22 protein-coding genes are annotated in these 25,713 nt (G+C 44.3%); 9 read left to right on the top strand and 13 right to left on the bottom strand.

Annotated features, from left to right (window positions below; genetic code table 11):
* Positions 1 to 272: 272 nt before the first annotated feature.
* The 4 genes from gabP (at position 273) to AC2CGA_RS16925 (ending at position 3,981) form a co-directional block, all read left to right on the top strand.
* Complete coding sequence (gabP, locus tag AC2CGA_RS16940; protein ID WP_012116987.1) at positions 273 to 1,658, top strand: GABA permease; 1,386 nt, start codon at positions 273 to 275, stop codon at positions 1,656 to 1,658.
* A gap of 110 nt (positions 1,659 to 1,768) precedes the next feature.
* Positions 1,769 to 3,307, top strand: a complete 1,539-nt coding sequence (cotA, locus tag AC2CGA_RS16935; protein ID WP_003155789.1) for an outer spore coat copper-dependent laccase CotA — start codon at positions 1,769 to 1,771, stop codon at positions 3,305 to 3,307.
* A gap of 207 nt (positions 3,308 to 3,514) precedes the next feature.
* The gene (locus tag AC2CGA_RS16930; RefSeq protein ID WP_007408879.1) at positions 3,515 to 3,724 is read left to right on the top strand and encodes a cold-shock protein; all 210 of its coding nucleotides are present in this window, start codon (positions 3,515 to 3,517) and stop codon (positions 3,722 to 3,724) included.
* 98 nt (positions 3,725 to 3,822) lie between these two features.
* Positions 3,823 to 3,981 carry a hypothetical protein gene (locus AC2CGA_RS16925; RefSeq protein WP_003155794.1) on the top strand — a complete coding sequence of 53 codons (159 nt, stop codon included), beginning with the start codon at positions 3,823 to 3,825 and terminating at the stop codon, positions 3,979 to 3,981.
* 30 nt (positions 3,982 to 4,011) lie between these two features.
* On the opposite strand, the gene AC2CGA_RS16920 is transcribed toward AC2CGA_RS16925, so the two are convergent.
* Positions 4,012 to 5,058 carry a TolB family protein gene (locus AC2CGA_RS16920; RefSeq protein ID WP_063174574.1) on the bottom strand — a complete coding sequence of 349 codons (1,047 nt, stop codon included), beginning with the start codon at positions 5,056 to 5,058 and terminating at the stop codon, positions 4,012 to 4,014.
* 65 nt (positions 5,059 to 5,123) lie between these two features.
* On the bottom strand, positions 5,124 to 5,492 hold the full coding sequence (locus tag AC2CGA_RS16915) for a septal ring lytic transglycosylase RlpA family protein (RefSeq protein WP_003155798.1): 369 nt from the start codon (positions 5,490 to 5,492) through the stop codon (positions 5,124 to 5,126).
* 359 nt (positions 5,493 to 5,851) lie between these two features.
* Between AC2CGA_RS16915 and AC2CGA_RS16910 the strand changes: the two genes are divergently transcribed.
* From AC2CGA_RS16910 to AC2CGA_RS16895, 4 genes are all read left to right on the top strand, one after another.
* Positions 5,852 to 6,892 carry a 2,3-butanediol dehydrogenase gene (locus AC2CGA_RS16910; protein WP_003155800.1) on the top strand — a complete coding sequence of 347 codons (1,041 nt, stop codon included), beginning with the start codon at positions 5,852 to 5,854 and terminating at the stop codon, positions 6,890 to 6,892.
* A gap of 188 nt (positions 6,893 to 7,080) precedes the next feature.
* Positions 7,081 to 7,578, top strand: a complete 498-nt coding sequence (gene sigV / locus AC2CGA_RS16905; RefSeq protein ID WP_003155802.1) for an RNA polymerase sigma factor SigV — start codon at positions 7,081 to 7,083, stop codon at positions 7,576 to 7,578.
* Positions 7,578 to 8,438: an anti-sigma-V factor RsiV gene (gene rsiV, locus AC2CGA_RS16900; protein WP_484480250.1), complete on the top strand. Its 861-nt coding sequence runs from the start codon at positions 7,578 to 7,580 to the stop codon at positions 8,436 to 8,438. Before sigV ends, rsiV begins: the two co-directional genes overlap by 1 nt.
* Positions 8,439 to 8,709: 271 nt before the next feature.
* On the top strand, positions 8,710 to 10,641 hold the full coding sequence (locus tag AC2CGA_RS16895; RefSeq protein WP_083058850.1) for an acyltransferase family protein: 1,932 nt from the start codon (positions 8,710 to 8,712) through the stop codon (positions 10,639 to 10,641).
* Positions 10,642 to 10,682: 41 nt separating this feature from the next.
* Here the strand turns inward: AC2CGA_RS16895 and AC2CGA_RS16890 are convergent, their stop codons facing one another.
* The 8 genes from AC2CGA_RS16890 to gutB all read right to left on the bottom strand — a co-directional run bounded on the left by AC2CGA_RS16890 (position 10,683) and on the right by gutB (position 18,477).
* Complete coding sequence (locus AC2CGA_RS16890) at positions 10,683 to 11,687, bottom strand: SPFH domain-containing protein (protein ID WP_003155808.1); 1,005 nt, start codon at positions 11,685 to 11,687, stop codon at positions 10,683 to 10,685.
* A gap of 26 nt (positions 11,688 to 11,713) precedes the next feature.
* The gene (locus AC2CGA_RS16885) at positions 11,714 to 12,475 is read right to left on the bottom strand and encodes a TPM domain-containing protein (protein ID WP_367627722.1); all 762 of its coding nucleotides are present in this window, start codon (positions 12,473 to 12,475) and stop codon (positions 11,714 to 11,716) included.
* A complete protein-coding gene (locus tag AC2CGA_RS16880; protein ID WP_007408871.1) occupies positions 12,475 to 13,500 on the bottom strand; it encodes a TFIIB-type zinc ribbon-containing protein in 1,026 nt (341 codons plus the stop codon). Before AC2CGA_RS16880 ends, AC2CGA_RS16885 begins: the two co-directional genes overlap by 1 nt.
* Before the next feature lie 50 nt (positions 13,501 to 13,550).
* On the bottom strand, positions 13,551 to 14,237 hold the full coding sequence (locus AC2CGA_RS16875; protein WP_003155814.1) for a PspA/IM30 family protein: 687 nt from the start codon (positions 14,235 to 14,237) through the stop codon (positions 13,551 to 13,553).
* 114 nt (positions 14,238 to 14,351) lie between these two features.
* Entirely contained in the window at positions 14,352 to 14,669 is a 318-nt protein-coding gene (locus AC2CGA_RS16870) for a YjdJ family protein (RefSeq protein ID WP_003155816.1), read from the bottom strand.
* A 232-nt stretch (positions 14,670 to 14,901) separates the two neighbouring features.
* The gene (locus AC2CGA_RS16865; RefSeq protein ID WP_115996175.1) at positions 14,902 to 15,864 is read right to left on the bottom strand and encodes a carbohydrate kinase family protein; all 963 of its coding nucleotides are present in this window, start codon (positions 15,862 to 15,864) and stop codon (positions 14,902 to 14,904) included.
* A 101-nt stretch (positions 15,865 to 15,965) separates the two neighbouring features.
* Positions 15,966 to 17,342, bottom strand: coding sequence for an MFS transporter (locus AC2CGA_RS16860; protein WP_046560190.1), 1,377 nt, complete (start codon positions 17,340 to 17,342; stop codon positions 15,966 to 15,968).
* A gap of 73 nt (positions 17,343 to 17,415) precedes the next feature.
* Positions 17,416 to 18,477 (bottom strand): sorbitol dehydrogenase, encoded by a 1,062-nt coding sequence (gutB, locus tag AC2CGA_RS16855; RefSeq protein WP_003155821.1) that lies wholly within the window; start codon positions 18,475 to 18,477, stop codon positions 17,416 to 17,418.
* A 200-nt stretch (positions 18,478 to 18,677) separates the two neighbouring features.
* On the opposite strand from gutB, the gene AC2CGA_RS16850 reads away from it, so the two are divergent.
* On the top strand, positions 18,678 to 21,155 hold the full coding sequence (locus tag AC2CGA_RS16850) for an NB-ARC domain-containing protein (RefSeq protein ID WP_484480249.1): 2,478 nt from the start codon (positions 18,678 to 18,680) through the stop codon (positions 21,153 to 21,155).
* A 199-nt stretch (positions 21,156 to 21,354) separates the two neighbouring features.
* On the opposite strand, the gene AC2CGA_RS16845 is transcribed toward AC2CGA_RS16850, so the two are convergent.
* From AC2CGA_RS16845 to AC2CGA_RS16835, 3 genes are all read right to left on the bottom strand, one after another.
* Positions 21,355 to 21,744, bottom strand: a complete 390-nt coding sequence (locus AC2CGA_RS16845) for a hypothetical protein (RefSeq protein WP_003155825.1) — start codon at positions 21,742 to 21,744, stop codon at positions 21,355 to 21,357.
* Between the two features lie 977 nt (positions 21,745 to 22,721).
* Entirely contained in the window at positions 22,722 to 23,321 is a 600-nt protein-coding gene (locus AC2CGA_RS16840) for a hypothetical protein (protein WP_043866881.1), read from the bottom strand.
* 57 nt (positions 23,322 to 23,378) lie between these two features.
* The gene (locus AC2CGA_RS16835) at positions 23,379 to 25,664 is read right to left on the bottom strand and encodes a glycoside hydrolase domain-containing protein (protein WP_043866880.1); all 2,286 of its coding nucleotides are present in this window, start codon (positions 25,662 to 25,664) and stop codon (positions 23,379 to 23,381) included.
* Positions 25,665 to 25,713 lie beyond the last annotated feature (49 nt).

Raw genomic sequence — 25,713 nt, 5'->3', positions numbered from 1 at the left:
AACAGTATAAAAAAACGTTTCCAGCGAATTGTTTCCAGTCCGAAAAAGGAAAAAAGCTCCCTTTAGAAAGGAAGCTTTATTTCAGCTGGAGAGGCTCCATATGAACGTGTGAATGGTCAATGGCATATTCCTCTTTCATCCCGGCACTACTGCTGTACGGATGAGAAAAAAATGTCATATTTTCTTACATCATTTTCAACTGTCTGTGGCATTTATGATAGAATAATACTTGTCGGAATATTCAGCATAAACAAACCAAAAGGAGGCAAAGAATGAATCAGCCTAACTCTTTATCTAAGGGATTAAAAACCCGGCATATGACCATGATTTCAATTGCCGGCGTGATCGGCGCCGGATTATTTGTCGGAAGCGGATCAGTCATTCATTCCACCGGACCCGGAGCGATTGTCTCCTACGCTTTAGCAGGATTATTAGTGATTTTTATTATGAGAATGCTGGGGGAAATGTCCTCCGTCAACCCGACAAGCGGTTCGTTTTCACAGTACGCGCATGACGCCATCGGTCCTTGGGCCGGTTTTACGATCGGATGGCTGTATTGGTTTTTCTGGGTCATCGTCATTGCCATTGAAGCCATTGCAGGCGCCGGAATCATACAGTACTGGTTCCCGGGCATTCCGTTATGGCTGACGAGTCTGCTTCTGACCGTGCTGTTAACACTGACGAATATTTATTCAGTTAAATCGTTCGGCGAATTTGAATACTGGCTTTCCTTAGTGAAGGTAGCGACGATCGTTGTCTTCTTAATCGCGGGATTTGCGTTCATTTTCGGAATCGTTCCCGGCAGCAAGCCGGTCGGGCTGGAAAATCTGGCGGGCAGCGGCGGATTTTTCCCTAAAGGTCCAAGTTCCGTTCTGCTTGGCATCGTCGTTGTCATTTTTTCTTTCATGGGATCTGAAATCGTCGCAATCGCAGCGGGAGAAACGTCAAATCCGGTCGAATCCGTCACAAAGGCGACCCGCTCAGTCGTTTGGCGGATCATTATTTTTTACGTCGGCTCCATTGCGGTTGTGGTCACACTGCTGCCATGGGATTCAGCCAATATTTTGGAGAGCCCCTTCGTTGCCGTTTTGAGCCATATCGGGGTTCCCGCAGCCGCTCAAATCATGAATTTCATCGTCCTGACAGCCGTTCTGTCCTGCCTGAACTCCGGGCTCTATACGACGTCACGGATGCTGTATTCACTGGCAGAGCGAAATGAAGCGCCGCGGCGTTTTATGAAACTGAGTAAAAGAGGCGTACCGGTTCAAGCCATTATCGCCGGCACCTTTTTCTCCTACATTGCCGTTGTTATGAATTACTTTTCTCCAGACTCCGTATTTTTGTTCCTGGTCAATTCATCAGGGGCGATCGCACTGCTCGTCTATCTCGTCATCGCCGTCTCACATCTGAGAATGAGAAAGAAAATCGAACGGACAAACCCTGAATCTCTTAAAATCAAAATGTGGTTCTATCCGTACTTAACCTACCTGACGATCATCGCCATTTGCGCCATCTTGTTATCTATGCTGTTTATCAGTTCAATGCGGTCTGAATTTCTGCTGACAGGATTTATTACTCTGCTGGTACTTGCCTCATATGTATTCCGCAAAAAACAAAAACCGAAAGAGAGCGCTTCCGAAAGCCGGGTTGCGCAATAACCGCAAACACCCCCCCCTCAAAAAAGGGCGGGTGTTTTTTTAACCAACCTGTTCCAGGCAGCATTAACTGTAGTACAGGATTTCAATAAATGATAAGGACAGGATGAAAAATGGCACTAGAAAAATTTGCAGATGAACTGCCGATTATCGAAACACTCCAGCCGCAGAAGAAATCAGACGGCAGCACGTATTATGAAGTCACCATGAAGGAATGCTTTCACAAGCTGCACCGCGATCTCCCGCCGACCCGGCTTTGGGGGTATAACGGTTTGTTTCCCGGCCCGACGATCGACGTGAACAAAGATGAAAACGTCTATATTAAATGGATGAATGACCTGCCGGATAAGCATTTTCTGCCCGTGGATCATACCATTCACCATTCAGAAAGCGGCCATCAGGAACCCGATGTCAAAACCGTCGTCCATTTACACGGAGGAGCAACGCCGCCGGACAGCGACGGCTACCCGGAAGCCTGGTTCACAAAGGATTTTAAGGAAACGGGTCCTTATTTTGAGAAAGAGGTATACCATTATCCAAACAAACAGCGCGGGGCTCTGTTATGGTATCACGATCACGCCATGGCGATTACGAGGCTCAATGTGTACGCCGGGCTTGCCGGGATGTATATCATCCGCGAGCGAAAAGAAAAGCAGCTGAAGCTTCCCTCCGGAGAGTACGACGTACCGCTTATGATTTTGGACCGCACGTTAAATGACGACGGTTCCTTGTCTTATCCAAGCGGACCTGCTAATCCTTCCGAAACGCTGCCCGACCCTTCCATCGTCCCGTTTTTTTGCGGAAATACCATTCTTGTCAACGGAAAAGCATGGCCGTATATGGAAGTTGAACCGCGGACATATCGCTTCCGCATTCTTAATGCCTCCAATACGAGAACATTTTCTCTCTCGCTCAATAACGGCGGGAAGTTTATCCAAATCGGTTCTGACGGCGGACTGCTTCCCCGCTCTGTCAAAACACAATCTATCAGCTTAGCCCCGGCCGAGCGGTATGATGTGCTCATCGATTTCTCCGCCTTTGACGGAGAACATATCATTTTAACGAACGGCACCGGCTGCGGGGGCGACGTCGATCCGGATACAGACGCCAATGTGATGCAATTCCGCGTCACAAAACCGCTGAAGGGAGAAGACACAAGCCGGAAGCCTAAATATCTTTCAACAATGCCTAATGTAACATCAAAAAGAATACACAACATCAGGACACTTAAACTCACAAATACGCAAGACAAATACGGCCGGCCCGTTTTGACGCTGAATAACAAGCGATGGCATGATCCTGTGACAGAAGCGCCGAAGCTCGGCGCAACGGAAATCTGGTCGATTATCAATCCGATGGGGGGAACCCATCCGATACACCTGCACCTTGTTTCCTTCCAAATCCTTGACCGGCGTCCCTTTGACTTAGAGCGTTATAACAAATTCGGCGACATTGTGTATACAGGCCCCGCCGTCCCGCCTCCTCCAAGTGAAAAAGGCTGGAAAGACACCGTGCAGGCGCACTCGGGGGAAGTCATCAGAATCGCGGCGACTTTCGCTCCTTACAGCGGACGCTACGTATGGCACTGTCATATTTTAGAGCACGAAGATTACGACATGATGAGACCGATGGACGTCACGGATAAGCAGTAAACAAACATCCCCCCCTTTCTCCAGAAGGGGCTTTTTTTATTTATCCAAAAAGAAAAAATAAGAAGGCGCTTTTTTGCATATACTGTAATAACAGGAAGACGATGCACCCTCATTGGAAATCTGGATAGAAAAAGGAATTAGGAGATTAGGGAAAAGTATGAGACAATGAAGGAGTGCACGAAAATTCATAAGGGAAGAAGTGACTTTATGTCTTACTACAACAAACGTAATCAGGAACCGCTGCCTAAAGAAGATGTCAGTACGTGGGAATGCACAAAAGAGGACTGTATCGGCTGGAGCAGAAAGAATTTTGCCGGCAGTGATACCCCGACTTGCCCCCTTTGCGGCAGTAAAATGATCGACGGCGTCCGTTCGTTGGTAAATCTCCAAAACAATAATCAAACGGCATCAAGTTAGACCTCCCTTTTACGAGTCTCAACATAGAGAAGGCCTCCATGTCTCATGAGAGGCCTTTGCGTTATCATGTCCTTTTATGATGCAAAGGAGCAATGAACATGAAAAACGATCGGCAGCAGAAAGATCTGAAGGAAATGGCAAAACGGCGGAAAATGAACCTTGCCGCACAGTCATTCATCGAAACGCTTCATTTTGCCGTTCCGATTCTCCGTTTTTTCAAATGGCTCGCCTCAGCCGCAGCCAGCTTTGTTCATTAAAAAACACCCAGCGGGCGCTGAGTGTTTTTTTCATGATTGGATGACGGAAAAACTATTGATAATGCCGTGGTCATTTTCCCAGACTTTTTCGCATTTTTTCGTATCCAAATGATAAGCATAAATGGTCCGGACCTTCGCATTCCGCCCCGTTTCATCCTTCAGTCGCTTAGCGCCTTTTGCTTCCGCCATGAAATAAATGATGCTGCCGTCTTTAGAAAACTGAGGCTGGGCATCAATCAGCGGAGCGAAGTCCTTCCCGTTTGAGATAATCGTTTTATCTTTTTTCGTTTTGACATTCATCAGACGGATGGACGCTTTTTGTTCCGTCCCTTTTTGTGTATAAGATGTAAAGACAAGGTTCTTTCCGTCCGGTGACACCGCCACGCCGCTGATAAACTGTTCAAGGTTTGTCAGGTCCTGAAGGTGTTCGCCAGCTCCTGCTGCAAACCGGATATTCGTCGGTTCAGGGTCAATCCCCTTCTCATTTGCCTCATCCGTTTTTTGATAATCCTCTTTGACGGAATAATGCAGAAGCGCAAAATCGTTTTGGCTGCGGTTATAAAAGAAGCTGCTTACACTGTCGTCTTTCTCATCGGCGGCAGGATACAGATTTTCATAACGTTTCGTTTTCAAATCAAAAGATGCGAGACGGAAAATATCTTCATCCGCTTTTCCGAGACGGAAATAAATGTGCGTCAGATCCTTTGATAAAAACAGACTGTCAGCGCTTGCCGTTCCTTTATAAAGCACCGTCTTCTTTTTCGTCTTCAGATCAAGCTTATACAGACGCATCTCATTTTCGTCATTATTCCCGACAAAATAGAGCACCTGATGGGCGTCATCCAGCGCAAACGCCGGATATGCCGAAAGCTTTTCCTCGTACAGCACGCGGCCGTCCTCGTAATATTTCGTCATCAGATCTTTGTCTGTAATGGAAACAAGCAGCTTGTCATGGCCGCCGGAGACAACGGCTTTTCCGCCGCCGTCGCTTTTTCCTTTGATCAGTAAAACGGACGCGATGACCGCCGCCGCCAAAACGGCGGCAAGCAACATCCAGATCCATCGTTTCTTCTTCATTATCAATCTCTCCGTCAATCAGAAAAAGCAAGAATCAGAGTCCTTGCTTTTTAAGATGGTCTATTTTAATAGCTGTAGTGTCCGGATACTCTTCCTTTGCTTAACGGATATCCGAGCGCTTTGAACGCTTTCGGGCTGACATCCAATACGGCATTCGGCAGACGGCCTACATCATTTTTATATACTGTGATAACCTTTTTTGGTTTTGCTTTCGCATAAGCTCTGATTTTCGTTCCGTTTCTCGGAACGTCAAATCCTAATTTTGTCGCGCAATCCCAGTGTCCCAGTTTTTTACCGGAAGATCCTTTTTTACCGACTCCATTATACCATGTAATATTTCCGTTCACTTTTTTAGCACTTGCATCAGAAGAGAAACTGATCGCTCCCAGCGTGCTTCCTGCTAAAATCAATAAGGCTAAGAATAACTTCTTCAAGCTTTCGTCCTCCTGATTCTTTATTCTAGGCAAAATTATACACCAAGAAGACGATTATAATATTTCAATCACTTTACATGTTCATTACAACGTGATGAGACATGCACATAACGACGGCACAATTACCTGTTCTATATAATTCCATGGTAAATTATACTACAAAATTTAATTCATTAGCGTTATAATATTCATAGAGTATTTCTGCATTCAATATGGACTTTTTATAAGGCCTATTGATAGTTGCATAATATGATATATTTTGAGAAATCAGGCTTTAGGAAGCACTTTATTCCTTTTAACCGTGGTTCATATTGATCATGTACCTATACTCGTTTCAATCAGACTAGGAGTGATAATCAATGAAAGCGGCAAGATGGCACAATCAAAAAGACATTCGAATCGAAAACATTGATGAACCTAAAGCAGAACCGGGTAAAGTCAAAATTAAAGTCAAATGGTGCGGGATTTGCGGAAGCGACCTTCATGAATATTTGGGAGGCCCGATCTTTATTCCGGTCGGCGAACCTCATCCGTTAACAAACGAAATGGCGCCCGTCACGATGGGTCACGAATTCTCAGGAGAAGTCGTGGAAGTGGGCGAAGGCGTCAAAAATTACAGCGTCGGCGACCGTGTCGTCGTGGAACCGATTTTTGCCACACACGGACATCAGGGAGCCTATAACCTTGATGAACAAATGGGATTCTTAGGCTTAGCCGGAGGCGGCGGCGGATTTTCTGAATATGTATCCGTTGACGAAGAATTGCTGTTTAAGCTTCCTGAAGAGCTTTCTTACGAACAGGGCGCGCTTGTTGAGCCGTCAGCGGTAGCGCTTTACGCCGTCCGCCAAAGCAAATTAAAAGCGGGCGACAAGGCGGCAGTTTTTGGCTGCGGACCGATCGGGCTGCTTGTGATTGAAGCCCTGAAAGCGGCCGGCGCCACAGATATTTACGCGGTTGAACTTTCACCGGAACGTCAGGAAAAAGCGAAAGAACTCGGCGCTATCATCATTGATCCGTCAAAAACGGACGATGTCGTTGAAGAAATCGCTAAACGCACAAACGGCGGCGTTGATGTTTCTTATGAAGTAACGGGCGTTCCTGTCGTTCTCCGCCAGGCGATCCAGTCAACAAACATTGCCGGTGAAACGGTTATCGTCAGCATCTGGGAAAAAGGAGCGGAAATTCATCCGAACGATATCGTCATCAAAGAACGGACCGTAAAAGGGATTATCGGATACCGTGACATCTTCCCTTCCGTTCTTGCACTGATGAAAGAGGGCTACTTCTCAGCAGATAAGCTCGTCACGAAAAAAATCGTGCTCGACGATCTGATTGAAGAAGGCTTCGGCGCTTTAATCAAAGAGAAAAACCAAGTGAAAATCTTAGTCAAACCGAACTAAACCGTTCAGCTGAATATCAGACACATCCGAAAAAGAGCCGTTCCGGCTCTTTTTTTCATCTCATCGTCTTTCCTTCCTTTTCCTTTTAAAAATGATCCCCTCTGCGCAAACTATTTTTCACCCTGTCCCGTCTATCCTTAGGCAGCAGCCTATGATACGTATTTTTTAAAAAGGAGCCCTTTGAAGCAATGAAGAACGAAACAGCCAAAGCGTCGCTTGTGACGTGCATAACTGAGCGCAAGGAAGACTTTTACCGGCTTGCGTACAGTTACGTAAAGAACAAGGATGACGCGTTAGATATTGTTCAGGAATCAATTCAAAAAGCGCTGACATCGGTCGAATCCGTCAAAAACCCCGATGTGATCAAAAGCTGGTTTTATAAAATTTTAGTGCGCACGGCCATTGATTTTCTCCGCAAACAGAAAAAACTGAAAGTGATGGATGATGAAACGATCGAGTTTTTAAGCCGAGGAAAGGAAGATCACTACAAGGACACAGACCTTCACGAAGCGCTTGATGACCTGCCGCATCAATATAAAACCATTATCATTCTGCGTTTCTTTGAAGACCTGAAATTAGAAGAAATCGCGGACATCACGGGGGAAAACATCAACACCGTCAAAACACGCCTTTACAGGGGGCTGAAGCTCATGCGCATTCAGCTGACGAAGGAGGATCTTTCTTAATGGAAAAGAGATTAGAACAATTAAGAGAAGAGTATAAAAGTGTGCCCATTCCTAAGGAACTGGACAGCATTGTCAAAAAAGCCCTTCAGCAAAAACCGAAGAAAAAACGAATCGTGATGTGGCCGACATCCGCGGCAGTCGCTGCGGCCGTCTTATTTACCGCCGTTGTCAATATCAACCCGGATGCCGCACAAGCCATGTCTAAAATCCCCGTCATCGGCAAAGTCGTCCAAGCCATCACATTCACGGAGATGAAGGAAGAAAAGAACCAATCAAGCATTGATGTGAAAACGCCCGCTCTGTCCGGACTTTCCGATCATAAACTCGAAGACAGCATCAACCGGCATTATATGAAAGAAAGCAAAGAGCTGTATCAGGAATTTATGAAGGCGACCTCAAAAAGCAAAAAAGGCCACCTCAGTATTTACAGCGATTATGAAACCGTTACTGACACAGCGGATCTGATCTCAATCCGCCGTGATATCGAAAAAACGCAAGCTTCATCTTATACGCAAAGCCGTTACATCACGATTGATAAAAAGAATGAGGCCGTGCTTACGTTAAAGAGTTTATTTAAAGATGACCGTTATATTAAAGTCATCAGCGAAAATATTAAAGAACAAATGAAAAAACAGATGAAAGAAGATCCGAATAAAATATACTGGGTCGAAGAAGATGATATGACGGAGCCTTTTAAAGCCATCCGCGCCGACCAGAATTTTTATATTACAGATAAGCACAAACTTGTTATTTCATTTGATGAATACGAAGCGGCACCCGGATATATGGGCGTTACAGAGTTTACAATACCGACCTCCGTCATCTCCAAGCTGCTTGTCGGAGACCGCTACATCAGATAAAGAAAGAAAAAAATCCATGATATCCGCAGATCATGGATTTTTTCTTTCGTCCCGCAACAGCCAAGATGCATAAGGGACCCTTTTCATATAACAGACGCCGGACGGGGACTGAAAAGTTTAAGAAAATCACAGCATTTCATACATTTTTTCTGAAACAAAATCCCCTTCCGAATGCGTCTAATTAACGGAACAAATGGAAGACTGTACAGAAATCAGCTATAGCTATCCGCAAAACAGCGAGAATTTCCGCACACATTATTGGAGGAATACCATGTCAGACAAGTCACTGCATCACCGCTATATTCCCGGACTGGATGGACTTCGCGCCTTTGCCGTCCTCGCAGTTATCGCATATCATCTGAATTTTAACTGGGCCGACGGCGGTTTCATTGGTGTTGATATCTTTTTTGTTTTATCGGGATATTTAATTACATCTATTATATTGCCTGCCCAAGGCAATGCCATCACCCTTGATTTGCGTGATTTTTGGGTGCGCCGGATCAGACGGCTTCTGCCGGCGGCTTATCTCATGATTATCACGACGGTCATTTGGGTCGTATTGTTTAACAGCGAGCTCCTGCATACCGTACGCGGAGATGCGGTCTCCTCACTTTTTTACATAAGCAATTGGTGGTTTATCTTTCATCAACTTTCTTATTTCGACAGCTTCGGCTCCCCTTCGCCATTAAAAAACCTTTGGTCGCTGGCGATTGAAGAACAGTTTTATATCATATGGCCCTTCCTGCTGCTTGCGGGAATGTACATATGTAAAACACGGGCCCGGCTTGCGGCCGCGGTCATGTTCCTCGCGTTATGTTCGGCAGTCGTAATGAGTATGTTGTATGTGCCCGGCGGAGATCCGAGCCGCGTCTATTACGGGACGGATACCCGGTCATTTGAATTGCTGATCGGCTGCGCTTTAGCTTTAGTGTGGCCGATGAAACGATTATCTTCCAAACGGCTGCCGAGCAGCATGAAACACCTGCTTCACGGGACGGAGCTTGCCGCTTTTGCCGCGCTGCTGCTTTGCGTCTTTTACACGGATGAATATGAACCCTTCCTGTACAAGGGCGGCATGCTTTTGATCAGCATCACCGCAGCGGTTCTTGTCGCATGTTTATGCCATCCCAGCAGCTTTTTGGGACATGTTCTTTCATGGAAACCGCTTCGCTGGATCGGAACGAGATCATACGGAATCTACCTTTGGCATTACCCGGTTTTCGTACTGAGCACACCCGTGCAGGAAATCGGAAATCCGGTTTATTGGCACTGCGCCGTCAGAATCGGCGCCACTTTCATTCTCGCCGAGCTATCTTACCATTTCATTGAACAGCCGATCCGCACTGCGGGCTTCCGGCCATTTTTACGCCGCGTGTTTCTGAACCGCTTTCTGGAATGGAAGACGTCCTCTGTCATCAGCAGAATGTCGCTCGGTCTCATTCTTGCCGCCATTCTCGTATTTGCAGGCGGGCTGTCAGGGATAGCCGAAGAGAAAAAACAGCCGCAATGGACGTACGCGCAGAGTGATCAGCAAGAAACAGCCGCCTCTTCGCACAAAACGGCCGATCACGATCAGCCTGCAAAAGAAGAAGACAGCAAGAAAAAACACGGCGGCGAAAAAACGGATACCGCGTCAGACAAAAACAAGAAAGAACCAGCAGACAAATCAGAAACGAAGAAAACCGACGAGAAAAAGGAACGGTCATCTCAAAAAAAGGCTGATTCAAAACAAACACAGCCTCAGCAAGACGTGCTGGCCATCGGTGACTCGGTGATGCTGGACATTGCGTCATACCTGCGGCAGTCCCTCCCTCATGTCACCATCGACGGAAAGGTAGGAAGACAAGTCTCTCAAGCACTCCAGCTCACTTCGGAATATGCGTCATTTAATCAGCCGAACAAAGCGGTCATCATCGAGTTAGGGACGAATGGCTATTTCACAAACAGCCAAATTGAATCACTGATCAGCTCCTTTTCAAAAGCCGATATCTATCTTGTCAACACGCGTGTACCGCGGCAGTGGGAAAGCAAAGTAAACGAATCATTGCGCCGGCAGGCCGAGTCACGCAAAAATGTGACCCTTGTCGATTGGCACGCAAAAGCATTGCAGCACCCTGAATACTTCACACCGGACGGCGTCCATCTCATACCTGAGGGATCAAAAGCGCTGACATCCCTCATCGTTCAAACAATGAAATCATGACAAAAAAAGAGGCCCAAAAAAGGCCTCTTTTTCGTATATCGTCAGGCAAGCTTCTGTCCGCAATTCGGGCAAAAATTCGCGCCTTCCGTTTTCGTTCCGCAGTTCGGACAGAATTTCGGCTTAGCCGCTCCTTCCGAGCTGTTTGCCGGCGCCGTCCCCTGATTCTGCTGACTTTGATTTTGCTGCGGCTGGTTCTGCTGATTTTGATTCATTTGGTTCATCATTTGATTTGCCACATTCATTCCCATCATCATGCCCGCCATGTCTGAGGCGGCGCCGCTTCCGCTCATTTTGCCGGATGACATGCCGTCCGTCATGGAAATCTGCTGATAGCGGTTCACATCCCCCACCATGCCGTAAGAAGCGTTTTTCGTAATCATATCCTGAACTTCCTGCGGATAGTTAAAGCTCATAATATTGAATCCCGTAATCGACATGCCGTCTCCGATCAGCTGCATATCAAGATCTTCTTGAATCCCTTTTCCGATTTCAAATGAATTCGACTGCAGATTGAACATGTCTTTTCCTTCTCTGGTGATCCATTTCATCAAAAGCTGATCGAGAATAGACGTAATCCGGATTTTAATGTCCTCCACTAAATAGCTGTCTTTGACACCCGCAATCTTATCAATCAATCCGATATAGTCAATGACCTTGAAGTTAAATGTGCCGTTTGCGCGGATCGGCATACCGCCCGGCATACCTGCCGCCGGAATGTTGATGGCGTTTTTTGTGCCCCACTTCACGGTGAACTCCTTCGTATTCACAAACAGCACTTCCGCCCGCATGCCGCTGTTAAAGCCAAACTTAAACCCTTTTAGTGTCGATAGAAACGGAATGATTTCTGATTCGATATCATAATCGCCGTCATCACGGAAAATCCCTTCAATCTTCCCGTTGTATAAAAAGATGGCATCCTGTCCCGGCCGGATGATCAGACGGCTGCCTTTTTTAATTTCACGGTTGTTCCATTTATAGAAAACCATGTCGTCTCTGAATTCTTCCCATTCCACCACATTTGCTAACTGATTTCTGAAAAAACCCATGTATGCTCAAATCCTTTACATATAATTTAAAAACTTCCCTTGCTTCCGCTGTAACTCGTGCCGCCCCTCGTGACTCCGCCGTCACTGTCATTATCTTTATCTGGCTTTTTTTCTCTTGTAATGTCGGTCCGGATATATGTGTCGTGCTGACTCAGCACTTCAGACGTATCGTGATCCATATACGTGCTGCCGGTGACGGTGACCTTGCCGCCGGAATTGTACACCATCACGGTGACGGCGATTCCGGCCGCTGCTGCAGCGATAATCAGCTGAAACCACCATGTGAGCAGCAGATTGTCGGACTTGTCGTTCGGGCTTTTCCCCATATCTTTATAAGCCATCTTGATGTAAGTCTGAAACGCCTTTTCATAATGGCCTGCGGAAATATCTGACGAGATCGTATTTCTGATCGTATTCAGCCGGCTGCTGTTCAAATACGTCTCCGCCTTTTTATATCCGGAGAGAAATACTTCCCGATCCTTCATATCAATAGTCAATATCGCCGTGCTTCCGCTAAAATGACTGTCATAAAAATCACCGGCATACTGTTCGATCTCCTTACCGCCCGTTCCGTTTGCGGTAAGAATGATAAAATCGGTATGGCGCTTTTCTCCCAGCTTCCCGGCCAATTCCTCAAGTTTCTTCGTTTCATCCTTCGTTAATAAATGAGCATTGTCATAAACATATTGCTTCTGTTCCGCGGCAGACGCCGATGTATGTAAAGAAAAAGACAGCATCAGAAAAAGGACGAAGCAGAAGAGACACGCTTTTTTTATCGATACTTTCATCAAAAACCGCCTCCTATCATAAGTGAGACGAGTCTTAATGCTAAAAACGCACCGGCGGTTATGCCGCCGAACCACGCGGCCACTTTTCCGGCACTGATCGGCGGTTTGCCGACAACCTTACCCGTCTGCCCGTTCATCGCAAAAATGTGCTCAGCCCGCTCATAGTCGTAGCTGACCATCCAGACCGGAAGCAGTACGTAAAAGCTGCTGATTTTATCGGTCTGAATCTGCTCATCCGTAATGTCAGCCGTCGTATACCCGGAGAAGGTGGATCTGATATAAGAATCAATATAATGGCTGATTTTATCCTTCGCCCGCGGAAAGAGATCGTCATCGGTATAATTGTACTTTTCCGCTATATATCCTGCTAAATAGGCCGTATTAAACTCCTTCAGCTCACTGTATGAGTAAGGCTCCAATTTGTCCATTAATTCATCATTCATTTTTTCTGAAGCGTCGACCGGAATTTTGAGATAATCAAGATTGATATCGCGGTACGCGTTGTAATACTCGGTCTCCGTCACCCGGTATTCTCCATCTTCATAGTGATGCACTCTCGTACAAACGGCATTGACCTGAACCTTGCTGTTTAAGTCAAACATCCAAAACGGCACGTACATGCCGGTTATGCTCTTCACCCGATCGGCAGTCATAAATCCTTTCGGTGTCAGACGGCCGTTTCGGCACCACTTTTTAAAAGCGCTCATGGCTTCTTCTTTACTGATCGTAAAAGGAATCACCATCGAAGGCGCGAGATTTCCCGATAATCGGTCGGCGAGAACGGCGGCTCCTCCGCAAAACCCGCACGTCGTGGCCGTCGTTTCCGCCTCAGTCATTAATACCGCGCCGCAGTTCTCACAGCGGTACTCGTTCGCCTCATTTTCGGAAAATCTTGTCGTTATATACTCTTTTGGCAGGCTTTCAATCTGATCCTGCCGCCCGCAGCTGTGACATGTCAGCATGCCGGATGAACTGTCAAAGACCATATCATCGCCGCAGTTCGGGCATTTATAAGAAATGATCATTCTGTTTCTCTCACTTTCTCTTTATATCGGACAAAGCTGCAGCCCGCTGTCTATTGATCTTTACTGAAAAGCATTTTCTGCTTAAGCGCCGCCAACTCATCGTCGACACTGCTTTGATTGCTGTCATATTTAGCCGTCAGCTCGTCAATATCGTCTTTCGGAGACGCGTTCAGCTCAGCCATCGCATTGGCGTGATCAAGCGCCCGGTTGACCTTGTCTTCCATTCTGCCGAAAGCTGTCAGCGATTGGCCCGCATTTGACACAGAGGACCCCAATTTGTTCATTCTCTCCTGTGTTTTTGCCACAGACCACTTCGCTTTGATGGCATTTCTTCGCGACTCAAGCTCTCCGATATCAGCGACAAGCTTGTCATGCATTTTGCGCATTTGAGACGCGTTGGAAGAAGCGAGCTGATAAGCCGCTTGCAGCTCAGTCAGTCTTGATTCAACAGCCGTTTTCCTTTCCAAAAATGTCCGCGCATCGGCTTCATTGCCGGCCTGCAACGCTTTCATCGCATAACTTTCCATCTTTTCGGCATCAGCCTGGCATTCTGTTAATGCTCTTTTCGCCCGCTGTTCCTCAGCCATGACAGAAGCCGTCTCCGCTTTCACTTTTCCTAAATCACTGTTCAGATTCCGTAAATATTGATCAACCATTTTTTCAGGGTTTTCAGCTTTATCCAGCAGCGCATTGATATTGCTTGACATAATGTCTTTAAATCTTCCTAAAATACTCATTTTTCATTTTCCTCCCAAAATTAAATAGTAACAAGTTCACAGTTATATATACTGTTTTTTTCGAAAAAGGTTTCATTTCCTCTTGAATTTATGTATTTTTATATGAAAATAGTCTCATTCAGCCCATTTGTGCCGGCGGAAATTCTTCACGAGCAGATACAGTGAGAACAAAGAATAAACAAACAGCCCGATCATCAACCCGCTCACTAACGGATAATGCTTCGCCGCATACACAAAGAAATCCAGCTGCGAAATCTGTTCCGGACTTGTAATCGTATCCGTCCCATTCAAAAGCTTTGAGAATTTAGCCGTATCATTCCAATCAAACGAATCAGAAACAAGCTCACTCCCCTGATACCAATTGACAGCGGCGAGACAAAGAAAACAAAAAACAGAAAACGCGCATTGCACAATAAGAAAAACATGTTTCATAAAAAACATTCCTCCGCGGTTCAATATCACAGGCCGTCACACTGTACATGACGATAGCAGCAGAAACTTGGTTTTACTCAGAACTGATAAAAACATTATTGTATGTACTTCACAGCGGTTCAATTTACTGGATGCCTTTCTAAAGTATACCGTATATCGAAAAGGGTTTCAGACCTAAATAAAGAGGATGCTTCCCGAAGTCCGATGACTTTCAAGAAACATCCTCCATACTTTACAGTGATACTTCAACCTCTTTTAAGCTCGGCAAAGCATCAATCGCACCGATTTTGGTGCACACGAGCGCCCCCACCTTATTGGCAAATGAGACAATATCACGCAGCTTCGCAAAATCTTCGGCTGCCGTCTGAACCTCATCCGCGCGCGCCAGCTGATACAGCGCCGCGCCGACAAACGCATCGCCCGCTCCCGTTGAGTCTATTGATGTCACCGGAATGCTCGGAATGATGTCAATATCCTTCCCATTTGAAAGAAGGGTCCCGCTTTTCCCTAGTGTCACCGCCACAATACCGGCCCCAAGCTCATGAAGAACCGCAACGCCTTCTTTATGATCCTTCGCACCGCTGATGATCTCAAGCTCTTCGTCACTGACTTTCACAAAATCACTTACGGCAATGGCTTTTTTTGCGGTGTTTATAAACTCTGAAACTCTTCCTTTCCATAAATCCTCACGGTAGTTAGGATCGAAGGAAATAAACTGTCCATTGTCTTTCGCAATCGACATCAGCCGTAAATAGGCCGAGCAAAACGGATCAGATAACAATGCCGTCGCTGATCCGAAATGAAGGATTTTCGCATCGTTTACCTTTTCCAGATCAATATCATCAAGCGTAAACAAAGCGTCCGCTCCTCTGTTAAACACAAAGTCGCGCTCCCCGTTTTGTTTTAATGAAACAAACGCAAGCGTTGTAGGCGCTTTCTCATCCATGACGAGCATAGACGTATCGACATGTACGGCGTCCAATGTCTGCTTCAGAAAGTACCCGAACGGATCTTTGCCTGTTTTTCCGCTGAAAGCCGCGTCTCCGCCCAGCTTAGCAATGGCTGCCGACACATTCGCCGGTGCGCCGCCGGCACTTTTTAAGAAATTGCGCCCTTCCGTCAAATCAACATCCACATCGGTACAAAAGAAATCAATTAACAATTCTCCAATACAAATAACAGATTGGCTTCCCACATTATCACACTCATTTATCAATTCTCGATTATAGTTTCAGTATAGTGCTTTCTGTCATAAATACAACCGTTTACATAGAATATTTTAAATTTTACGTATACTTATCTGGCAGCCCTTTGCTCCAGATCAGACATCATCTGCTGATATTTTTTTTCAGTTAAAGGATAAAAAGAAATAAGAATAATAGACAGCAGAATGAACAATCCCGGAATGAGCGCATTCATATTTTTAATCGCATTCAATGACGAGGCGGTCTGATCGGTATTCGCGGCATATCCGGCGATTCCGAGATAAACGGCCGAAAATGACCCCGCTAACGCAACTCCGAGCTTATTGATGAAACTCATGCTCGAAATCACCACGCCATCAGCCCGGACTCCGGTTTTCCATTCCGCATAATCGACACAATCAGCAACCATTCCCCAAGCAAGTGTATTTAAAGGCGTCGTGAAAAATCCCGAAACGAAAAGCCAAAAGAAAATAAGGGGAATCGAGGAATACGATGTAAACTGAAGGCCCGCATAAGAAATCAGCGATAACGCCGCCGTGATGATCATGACCTGCTTCCGGCCCCGCTTCTTAGAAAAGAAAGGAATAAACAGATTGCTGATCAGCGCTGCGCCGAAAAACAGCACGGTTCCTAAAAACACAAATTCCTTATGGCTGACGTTATACGTAAAATAGTACACCATCGTGCTGAGCTTAATGTTAAACCCGATCGCAAAAGCTAAAAATGAAGAAACCAAAATGAGCAAAGGCTTGTTTCGGAACAAAACAGACAACGTCTTTTTCATTCCTTGTTTTTTTCTTTTTTCAGGCTGAATCCGTTCCCGCACGGTAAAGAAGCTGAACAGATTCAATGCGATGCTCACCGCCGCATAGATAAGCGCCGTCATCTGGAATCCGAACGCCTGATCTTTCCCGCCGATGGCGTCCGCAAGCGGTGTCGCACAGGAAATCGACAACAGAATTCCGATATAAACCAAAATCATCCGGGTCGTCGTCAGAACCGTCCGTTCCTCCACGGAATTCGTCATTCGCCCCGTTAAGCTGTTGACCGGAATCGTCTGCATGCTGAAGGACATCCCAAGCAGAATATAAGTGATGTACGCATAAACCATGTTCCCCGTCTCGCCGAAATGAGGAGTCGTAAAGCATAAGAACGTAAATAACGCAAAAGGAAACGCCACCCACAAAAGATACGGCCTTGCCTTTCCCCATCTTGTATTCGTCTTGTCTAGAATCACGCCCATAATCGGATCAAAAATAGCGTCCAGCACCCTTACGATAAGAAACAAAGCTGCGATGACCGCAGGCTTAATGCCGCCGACATCTGTATAGTAGAATAATAAGTATGCGTTTACAAACTGAAAGATAATATTGTACGACATATCGCCGAATCCGTAGCCGATCCGTTCCATCCAGGACAGGCCGCGATGTTTCGTCTTTACTGCCGCTGCTTTTTCTGTTTCAATCATCATTTCCCACCCCAAGAATCCGTTTTCATTTTCGATAAGCAAGAGGGAGAATGCAAAGATCCTCCCCGTTCACTCAGCGATTTGGATACACCATCACTTTTAAGCATTCATTTTTGTATTGAAAGGCGCGTTCCATCGCCTCTTGCGTCTTTTCCAGCGGATATTGGTCCGTTACAAGATGCTTCGTGTCCACTATGCCGGAAGCGAGAAATTCAATTCCCTTCGGATACGTATTCGCATAACGGAAGATTCCGTATATATCAATCTCGTTATCTGCAATAAACGGCACATTGAGCGGAATCTCGTTCTGAGAAGGCAAACCGACAATCGCCAGTTTTCCGCCCCGGCGCACGGAAGCCAGTGCGGATTGCAATGCCGCCGGATTCCCCGCTGTTTCCCAGGCAGCATCAACGCCTCTGCCATTCGTGATCGTTTTAATTTCTTCACCGGCATCCTGTTCCCGGACATTGATGACATGCGTCGCGCCCATTTTTTTCGCGGCATCTAACCGCAGCGGCTCCAAGTCGGTCACAATGATTGTGCCTGCCCCGTATGCTTTCGCTGCCGCAACGGCCATCAGCCCCACAGGACCCATTCCCATGATCGCAACCGTTGAACCCGGCTGAAGCTTCGTTCTCGCGGCCGCATGAATGCCGACAGAAAACGGTTCGATCAAAGCCGCATCTTCATAGGAAAGTGAATCCGGAATTGAAAAAACAAAGTCCTGACGCATTTTGATATATTGGACAAACGCGCCGTCAACCGGCGGTGTCGCCAAAAACTGTACATCCGGGCAAAGATTATAACGCCCTTCTTTGCACGCTTCACAGCGCCCGCATGTGACACCGGGTTCGACGGCGACCCGGTCTCCTATTTTAAATTGATCGACAGACGATCCGACGTCGGCAATTTCTCCCGCGCATTCATGACCGAGGATAAATGGTTTTTCCACTACATAATTGCCTATTCTGCCATTTGTATAGTAATGCAGATCAGATCCGCAAATTCCGACAGCCATCACCTTAATCAACACTTCATCATGATTGATGTCAGGCACGGGCAATGTTTCGATTTTGATTTCTCTCGTGCTGTGCATAACCGCCGCTTTCATGTTTTGAGGCACTGTGTGAGTCATTTGGCAAAATCCTTTCTCTGCTCTGAAATGTAAGTGCATACATTTTTGTTTTCTCTATTACTTCCCCTATTTTATCTGCTTTTCCATACGTTCAACAGCCTTTCCTGCTGTATAAAAGGACAGCCGCACTGTACTTTTTATTTTTTCATATACAAAAAACACTGAATTGATAAAATAGTACTAATAGGAGGTGCAGGCTAATGGCTGAACTAGAAAACCGGACACAATTTGCAGAACTGCTGGCACCTGCCGTCAAATCGCTGAAACTTCATCCTGATTATAAAGTCAGAAGGAAAAAGAACGAAAAAACAGGACAGTCTTATATCGATCAAATCGCACTCCGAATAGGCGTTTCCTCTAATACGATCAAAAGCTGGATCGGACAGATGGGCGCAAACTACATTCCCGGACGAATTGACGACGGAAAGCTGTTCGGCATGATCTGGATCATTATCGAAAAGACTGACATGGATCCTGAATGGCTGACCGGCCTTCTGGAAACCACCACCATTCCCGTCATCAAACCCGCATTGCCCGTTTGGACGGCGTCTTGTCTAAAAAAAGCAAAAATACGCCGGAAAGACGGATCATTCGGAGCGCCGACTGATGAAGATGTTGAAAAAGCAGTAAAGCGGCTGTTTCATGACAGACCCGGCCATGAAACGAATGCGCTTACAGAACAGCCCGTCACGCATAACTTACCGTCACGCCGGACCGGGAACTTTATCGGACGCGGCTTTGATATAGAGGCGATCCGGCAATGGATGCTGTCTCCGTCACCGGTCTGTTTAATCACAGGCTGGGCCGGCATGGGAAAAACAACAATCGCTCTTGAAGCAGCCTACCTTTGTGCCGGCGGTTCACCAGATTGGCCTGCATTCAACAGCATCATTTGGATCAGCGCTGACTGGAAAGGATTGAGCTTCAGCGATTTTTTAAACACGATCGCCTATCAGCTCGGACGCGCAGAACAAATCGACAAATCCATCAACGAAAAACGGTTCGTCGTCCGTAATGCATTAGCCGCTCATTCAAACGAAAAACCGGTATTGCTGATCGTTGACAGCATTGATACAGCGGAACATGACATTCACGAATTTATCATCGGTCTTCCGGAAGGCGTAAAAGTTCTCCTTACGGCACGGGAAAACGTAAAACAGACATACCGGGACGGCCTCGGGGAACTGGCGGCCATCCAGCTGAGCGGCCTTGAACAAACGGATGCCCTTGAATTTTTCCATCAAGAAGTGCACCGCTGTCTGCAAACATGCAACCTCCCGCAAAAACGGGAAAAGCTGGAGCAGCTGCTGCGGCTATCGCCTGACCTTAAGAATGAATTCATCTCGGCAGCCGCCGGCAACCCGAAGGCCATGGCACTGAGCATTGCATACATGTCAGACGACGACATCCCCGCTCCCCAGCTCATACAAGAGCTTAAACAAGCGGGTTACTCATTATTGGAATTGTTTGAAGTTCTCTTTGGCCGCACATGGGACAGATGTCATGAAGACACACGGAAACTATGGCAGACGCTTTGCTTTTTCGCTAAGCCCCCTGATGAAAAAAGCTTGGCTCAAGCGGCCGGATTAGACGTCCGGCGGTTTCATTACGCGATTGAGCAAATGAGGTCATATGCTTTAATACAGCCGGAACGAAGCGAAGGAAGAATTCAATATGCAGCCCATCAAACCGTTGTCGCTTACGGAGAACAGCACTTATCCGAAAATCACGAATTTGCAAAAGAAGCCCGCAGCCGCTGGGCGCATTATTATATTGATTATGCGGAAACCCATATAAAGCGGGAACAGCCCAATTCTGTCTATTGGAGCTATCTGCTGGGACGGAATTTAGAGCAAATGAAAAAGGAATGGCCGAACATCCTAAAGGTCATCGAATGGTCGAGTGAAACCGGACAACATGACATCCTGATCAAACTCATCATCCGCATCAGCCATTTTCTAAGCAGAATCAACCTGCCCCTGCGAATCGAATACGGATTAAAAGCCGCCGATGCCGCCCGTCAATCAGGCGAACACACGCGGGAAGCTTACTTTCGGATAGACACGGCAGGCTGGGCGCTGATGGAAGTTAATGATGCGGACGAAGCCCTCAGGCAAATAGAAGCCGGCCTGAAGATACTCGAACAATCAGGCGCGCCGGATCACGACGACTTGAAAGTATGGGGAATCGCCCTGCAATCGAGGCTGCTGTTAAAAACCGGAGAACCGGACAAAGCGGCAGCAATGCTGGAAGGCATCAAAGATCAGCCCGTCTCCCCCATTATCCGGCACAGGGTTCTTCTGGTCCACGGCGACCTGAGTTTCGCCCGCTCTCACTACGAAGAAGCCATCACATTATACGAAGCGGCAAACACAACCAGCGCCGCATACGGCGGCGAAAAAACAATAGAAGCCTATTTCAACCTGGGCATGGCTTACGTGAAGTGTGATCAGCTCAAAAAAGCGGAAAAAGCCTTTGAACAAATGCTCTATGACAAACACAACGCCAATCAAGTTGAACTGATCTACTATTATTACGGGATGGCGCAGCTGTTGTATCGTAAAGGAGAGAAAACGAAAGCGATGGAATCGAATCAGAAGGCCATTCGTCTGATTGATTCGTGGGAGCCTGAGATTGGGATTCGGGGTGAGGTGGAGCAGCTGGGTATTCTCATTTAAAAGACAACTACATTGCGGCTAGCGGTACGAGCTTTGAAAAACACTCATGACCTTGTTGTTTTTAAAGATAAAAAGGTATCTTTATCAGTACAGTAAATTGATTAAGATACCTTTATTGAAAAAATTAATATCTCACAGAATGACAAAGTTCTAAAGCTAAACTTTTTAACAACAAGAGGTTAATACTTATACAGCCGTATTAATGCTGTACTGTAATATAATGTTTTAGTTCACCTGACCAATATCTTCCTCCCCAATCCTGTCCAACTTGCACATCATACTTACCTGCAGGAAGATTTTTCGTTGAAAAACTCACACGGAAATTACGTGAACCAATACTATGCAAAATATCTTTTCTGGCAATTACTTTACCTTTATTATTTAATATAATTACTGAAAAGCCATTATCTAAATCCTTAGCCAAAGTACCCGTAACCACAATGGAAGTAGCTCTTTTCGTATATGTATTAGCATCTGTTTTAAATTTGATTGTACCTTTCGAATCCATAGCTAATGCTTCTGACCCACCTGCGAAAATGGCAACTCCCAAAAGTGCTGCTGTAAACAGGGTCATTACTAACTTTTTCATCTTTAGAATTCCTCTTTTCTTTTTAATATTTTAAATTCACAATTATAATAACATATTTTCCTAAGAAACAGAGTTTTTTCCATATCTTTCTGAGAATGAATAAGTATGATAGAAATTTATTAATATTAATGCAAATTTAAGATTCTTGTGAAAAAAATCTTGTTTATTTCAAACTGGAATAAAAATAGAAAGATACTTAGCAAACCTTTAGGTTCTTTTAATCTCTAGAATACCTCTCACATTTATCCCTAGAATTCCAAGCGCCCAAATGGGTATGGGGTAGACACAATATGAATAACAGCATGATAAGTGACACTATCCCTCAATATTTCCTCATCTTTCCCCCTTTCTCTTTCCTTCCATTAAATCAAAAAAAAAATTGAACTTATAATTTGTTGTATATTCTTAAGATCTTAAAATATAGAGTGCCATATTTTTTAAAATGTATGTTACTCTACTCTAAATTTTCTATTCACTTGCTACAAGGTCTAATATTTTATCAGCAAAAGCATTTGCAATAATTTCTCCCTCTTCTTCCGTATAATAAGGGACTTCCATTTGCATTGAACTCCTTGGGGCTACCCTTGCCGCTGTAATATCAGAATTATCTCCAATCATAATATTACTCGCATTCAGTCTCGAATTATTTCATTACTATTAAATTTATTTTTATAAAATAGCTTATATCTTTAGAAAACAAGACTATTATAATACTCTTGAACTGCATTTAAAATTGGCTTAGTTTTATTATTTAATAAGATCTGTGCCATGAAAACTCTTTCTGTCCGCGATAACCTTAAGTATTTACAAAATGATCTAATGTTCCCTGTGTAAGTACAATTACCACACTAAAACTAAGGGTATGCGATTTTTGGCAGAGTACTCAACTCTTCCCTTTACAAAGTTAAATTACGCACAAACCCCTTAATTATTTCTAATCAACATTCTATGGCTGTTGAGTTCAAATATTTCTTAATTCAAACTCTAGTTCTTCTGCCCTTTTTCAAGATCCAAACAAGTAATGCAATAAAAACGACATTAAATATAAACGCAGAAATAACATAAGTTTCATCTGAAACGCCAATATACTTCCCTTTCGATTCTAAGAGATTCCTTACTTGTTTACTCCATAAAGAACCATTCAGCGAACTATCGTCTGCTCCAAATGTAATTTGTGCTGTTTCCTTATTGCTGCTTGTAATATTAACACCATAAAATACTGTATACCTATTGTTATAAAAGATAGGCATATAAGAATAGTCAGAAACTAAAGGCTTTACCTTTTTGGCAGGTAATGATACGTACAAAATCGCAGAGTAATTACCTATCCCTGTTTCAAATTGCTCAGCTTTAATAAACTTCGTATTTGAAGGTAGATCAATATTATAAAAATGCTCAAAAATTTGAATATCTTCTTCCGAAAAATCTGTTAATTGGTAGTAATGCGGATCAATAATACATTTATGAAAATACCATCCATTAAACAATAAAAAAAAGGCACTTATTAAAATTACTAATACTGCCTTATATATAATCTTTAACTGTATCACAATGATATGCGCCCCCTCAATATGCATTATAACGCTTTTCCCAAAAGTAAATCAAAACAGCGATTTACTTTTGGGAAGAATTAATTATTCAAATTTTATTTTTTGTTTAAGGCAATCTGCAAATGCTTGTGCAATTACTTGACCATCCTCTTGGGTATAATTCTTAACATTAAAATGATGTTTAAATTCCAAACATACAGGATTGTTGGTGTTTAAATAGTACTCTGCATCCTTAGTAACTGCTTCAAATGAATTATTAAATCTGTTTTTGAAAAATTGAGAGTATCTTCTACTATAGCCGGTAGTATAGTATTCTTCAAATACCTTGTAAACTGGTTGTGAGTTAATCCCTGTTCTTGTATTCATAGCAAGGTTAACAGCGTCTACATCTCCTAATAAATCTTGAATTCCAAATGTACCAATTTGACCTCCTATTAAATCTATTGCAGCATCATAAGTTGTTTTATAATTAGCATTATAACGAACAGTGTCTCCCCCTACTGTAATTAAATCACCTGCCCATCCTGCAAGATCTTGTATCATTCCTACAGAACTATGAATTATTGCATTAAAAGTGGCCATCATATGTGCGACATCTAGTGTCAGTTTAGAAAATGGATCTATCAGGATTCTCTTTTCTTGTCCCTTCAATACGTTATCAGCTATTTTAACAAAATCTGTGTCAATAAAATCCGCTGTTAAAATCCACAATAAACCATCATATTCATCTTTTCTTAGATACTGGGCAACTAATTCATTTGCCTGTTGAGTAATATTGCCAACCGGATTAGGTTTATTTCCTTCCTTTTCAGTAACATAATCTACTGCTGTATTATATAAAACTTTTAATTGTTCGAAGAACTTATTATTTGTTGCGGAAACAAAATTATTACTATTTTCTTTATTATAAACTATAGAATTAACGCCTTTATTCTTGCCTGATGAGATATTATTATCAATCTCTATTTTCCCAGGTCCGTCCCCTATACTCCTTGTCTTTATTTGGTCAAATGCCCAATCGGTGGGAAGTGAATAGCCACGGTTACCGCTAAATCCTGAAGACATATCACATACAAAACTGCTGACCGAATAACCGGCTGCGGCCACGCGACTACAAACATTTCTCGCGCCATAAATACCAATTTGATAACCACTATTGAGTTGGGCAAATGTCCTTTTAATTGCTTTAAAATAAGGGAGTATGCGACTGGTAACCTCACCGTCAATAGCGTCGTAATCTACAGTAAAATAAATAATAGTATTTTCTTTAAAACCAAATCCCTTAGCCGCACCAACAGCTGCTCTGGCATCGAATACCCCTTGAGTTTCTGTAAAATAAGAAGCTTGAATTGAGTTTCTCTCGTAAATTGGAAATACGCTAAGCCCTGCAGCAAATATAGTCTCTAATTCAGGCAACGTCATCTGATACGATCCAGTAAGGTATCTCCCAACCGTTGTATACCCGTTGGCTTTCAAAGTTGCTGCTCTGGCAGCATTAATTGGTGTGGCACAATCACAAGCTGTTCCTTTCCTATCTTCGTCACCTTTGCTTACTAAAAGAGATGCCCAGGTCTGCATTCCAGCTACTCCATCGGCAGGTAATGCTGAAAACTTTTGAAAATTAATAAGTGCTGTTCTCATATTTTCATCGAAGATACCATCAAATCTTCCTGGATCACGATTATTACAGTACAAAGCATATTGTAAGAGCTTTACTAAATTAGCTTTTGTGCTACCCATTGAGATTGTCGGGCATTTTGATTTTGTAGCAGGTCCAAATGTTCCAGTTGGTTCTGCTATTCCTTCTTCGACCTGGAGTGCATAAATTAAAGCCTCATTAGTTTGTCGGGAGTATCTACCGTCACATGGATTAAGGCCAGTGACCTTATAATATTTCCGATTCAACTCTTGTTGAATATTACGAATTTTGGCATCTCCTACATTTACAAAAGCGTCCATATTTAATAACGCTTTAAAGATTATAGGAGTTGCAATTCCATCTTGGTTAGACAACCCTGCATCAGTTTGAAATTTTTTTATAGCAGCCTTTGTACCATCACCATAGGTTCCTGTAAAACCAGTTGGATTATATCCCTTGCAATACAATGCACCTTGAAGAATCATAATTTCATTTCTTGTTTTTTCATTCGAGGAATTAGATTCAGTTGATAATGTAGGACATTTTGCCATAGTAGCAGGTCCAAATGTTCCAGTAGTTGACGTAATTCCTTCTTCAATTTGTAATCCTGTAATCAAAGCCTCAATCACAGGCCACCCTGTTTTTCCATTTTCATCGATTTTTACATAACCTGGCTTGTTTAAGTAAACAAGATTTACCCATTGTTGAACTTTTCGTACCATTTCATCCATTGTTTCCACTCCTTATTTTTTGTTAGTAAAGTACTTTCATTTAAAGGTG

This window comes from Bacillus sp. SYZHCR11, assembly GCF_057196865.1.
This window is presented reverse-complemented; position numbering and strand designations above follow the sequence as displayed.

What these genes read in the sequence shown, in the direction of transcription:
- AC2CGA_RS16910 (WP_003155800.1), top strand. Translation starts at nt 5,852, where the DNA reads ATGAAAGCGGCAAGATGGCACAATCAAAAAGACATTCGAATCGAAAAC.
- gutB (WP_003155821.1), bottom strand. Translation starts at nt 18,477, where the DNA reads ATGACTCACACAGTGCCTCAAAACATGAAAGCGGCGGTTATGCACAGC.
- AC2CGA_RS16835 (WP_043866880.1), bottom strand. Translation starts at nt 25,664, where the DNA reads ATGGATGAAATGGTACGAAAAGTTCAACAATGGGTAAATCTTGTTTAC.
- sigV (WP_003155802.1), top strand. Translation starts at nt 7,081, where the DNA reads ATGAAGAACGAAACAGCCAAAGCGTCGCTTGTGACGTGCATAACTGAG.
- AC2CGA_RS16885 (WP_367627722.1), bottom strand. Translation starts at nt 12,475, where the DNA reads ATGAAAGTATCGATAAAAAAAGCGTGTCTCTTCTGCTTCGTCCTTTTT.
- AC2CGA_RS16860 (WP_046560190.1), bottom strand. Translation starts at nt 17,342, where the DNA reads ATGATTGAAACAGAAAAAGCAGCGGCAGTAAAGACGAAACATCGCGGC.
- AC2CGA_RS16925 (WP_003155794.1), top strand. Translation starts at nt 3,823, where the DNA reads ATGAAAAACGATCGGCAGCAGAAAGATCTGAAGGAAATGGCAAAACGG.
- AC2CGA_RS16850 (WP_484480249.1), top strand. Translation starts at nt 18,678, where the DNA reads ATGGCTGAACTAGAAAACCGGACACAATTTGCAGAACTGCTGGCACCT.
- AC2CGA_RS16875 (WP_003155814.1), bottom strand. Translation starts at nt 14,237, where the DNA reads ATGAGTATTTTAGGAAGATTTAAAGACATTATGTCAAGCAATATCAAT.
- rsiV (WP_484480250.1), top strand. Translation starts at nt 7,578, where the DNA reads ATGGAAAAGAGATTAGAACAATTAAGAGAAGAGTATAAAAGTGTGCCC.
- AC2CGA_RS16920 (WP_063174574.1), bottom strand. Translation starts at nt 5,058, where the DNA reads ATGAAGAAGAAACGATGGATCTGGATGTTGCTTGCCGCCGTTTTGGCG.
- AC2CGA_RS16880 (WP_007408871.1), bottom strand. Translation starts at nt 13,500, where the DNA reads ATGATCATTTCTTATAAATGCCCGAACTGCGGCGATGATATGGTCTTT.
- AC2CGA_RS16840 (WP_043866881.1), bottom strand. Translation starts at nt 23,321, where the DNA reads ATGCATATTGAGGGGGCGCATATCATTGTGATACAGTTAAAGATTATA.
- gabP (WP_012116987.1), top strand. Translation starts at nt 273, where the DNA reads ATGAATCAGCCTAACTCTTTATCTAAGGGATTAAAAACCCGGCATATG.
- AC2CGA_RS16895 (WP_083058850.1), top strand. Translation starts at nt 8,710, where the DNA reads ATGTCAGACAAGTCACTGCATCACCGCTATATTCCCGGACTGGATGGA.
- AC2CGA_RS16890 (WP_003155808.1), bottom strand. Translation starts at nt 11,687, where the DNA reads ATGGGTTTTTTCAGAAATCAGTTAGCAAATGTGGTGGAATGGGAAGAA.
- AC2CGA_RS16845 (WP_003155825.1), bottom strand. Translation starts at nt 21,744, where the DNA reads ATGAAAAAGTTAGTAATGACCCTGTTTACAGCAGCACTTTTGGGAGTT.
- AC2CGA_RS16870 (WP_003155816.1), bottom strand. Translation starts at nt 14,669, where the DNA reads ATGAAACATGTTTTTCTTATTGTGCAATGCGCGTTTTCTGTTTTTTGT.
- AC2CGA_RS16930 (WP_007408879.1), top strand. Translation starts at nt 3,515, where the DNA reads ATGTCTTACTACAACAAACGTAATCAGGAACCGCTGCCTAAAGAAGAT.
- cotA (WP_003155789.1), top strand. Translation starts at nt 1,769, where the DNA reads ATGGCACTAGAAAAATTTGCAGATGAACTGCCGATTATCGAAACACTC.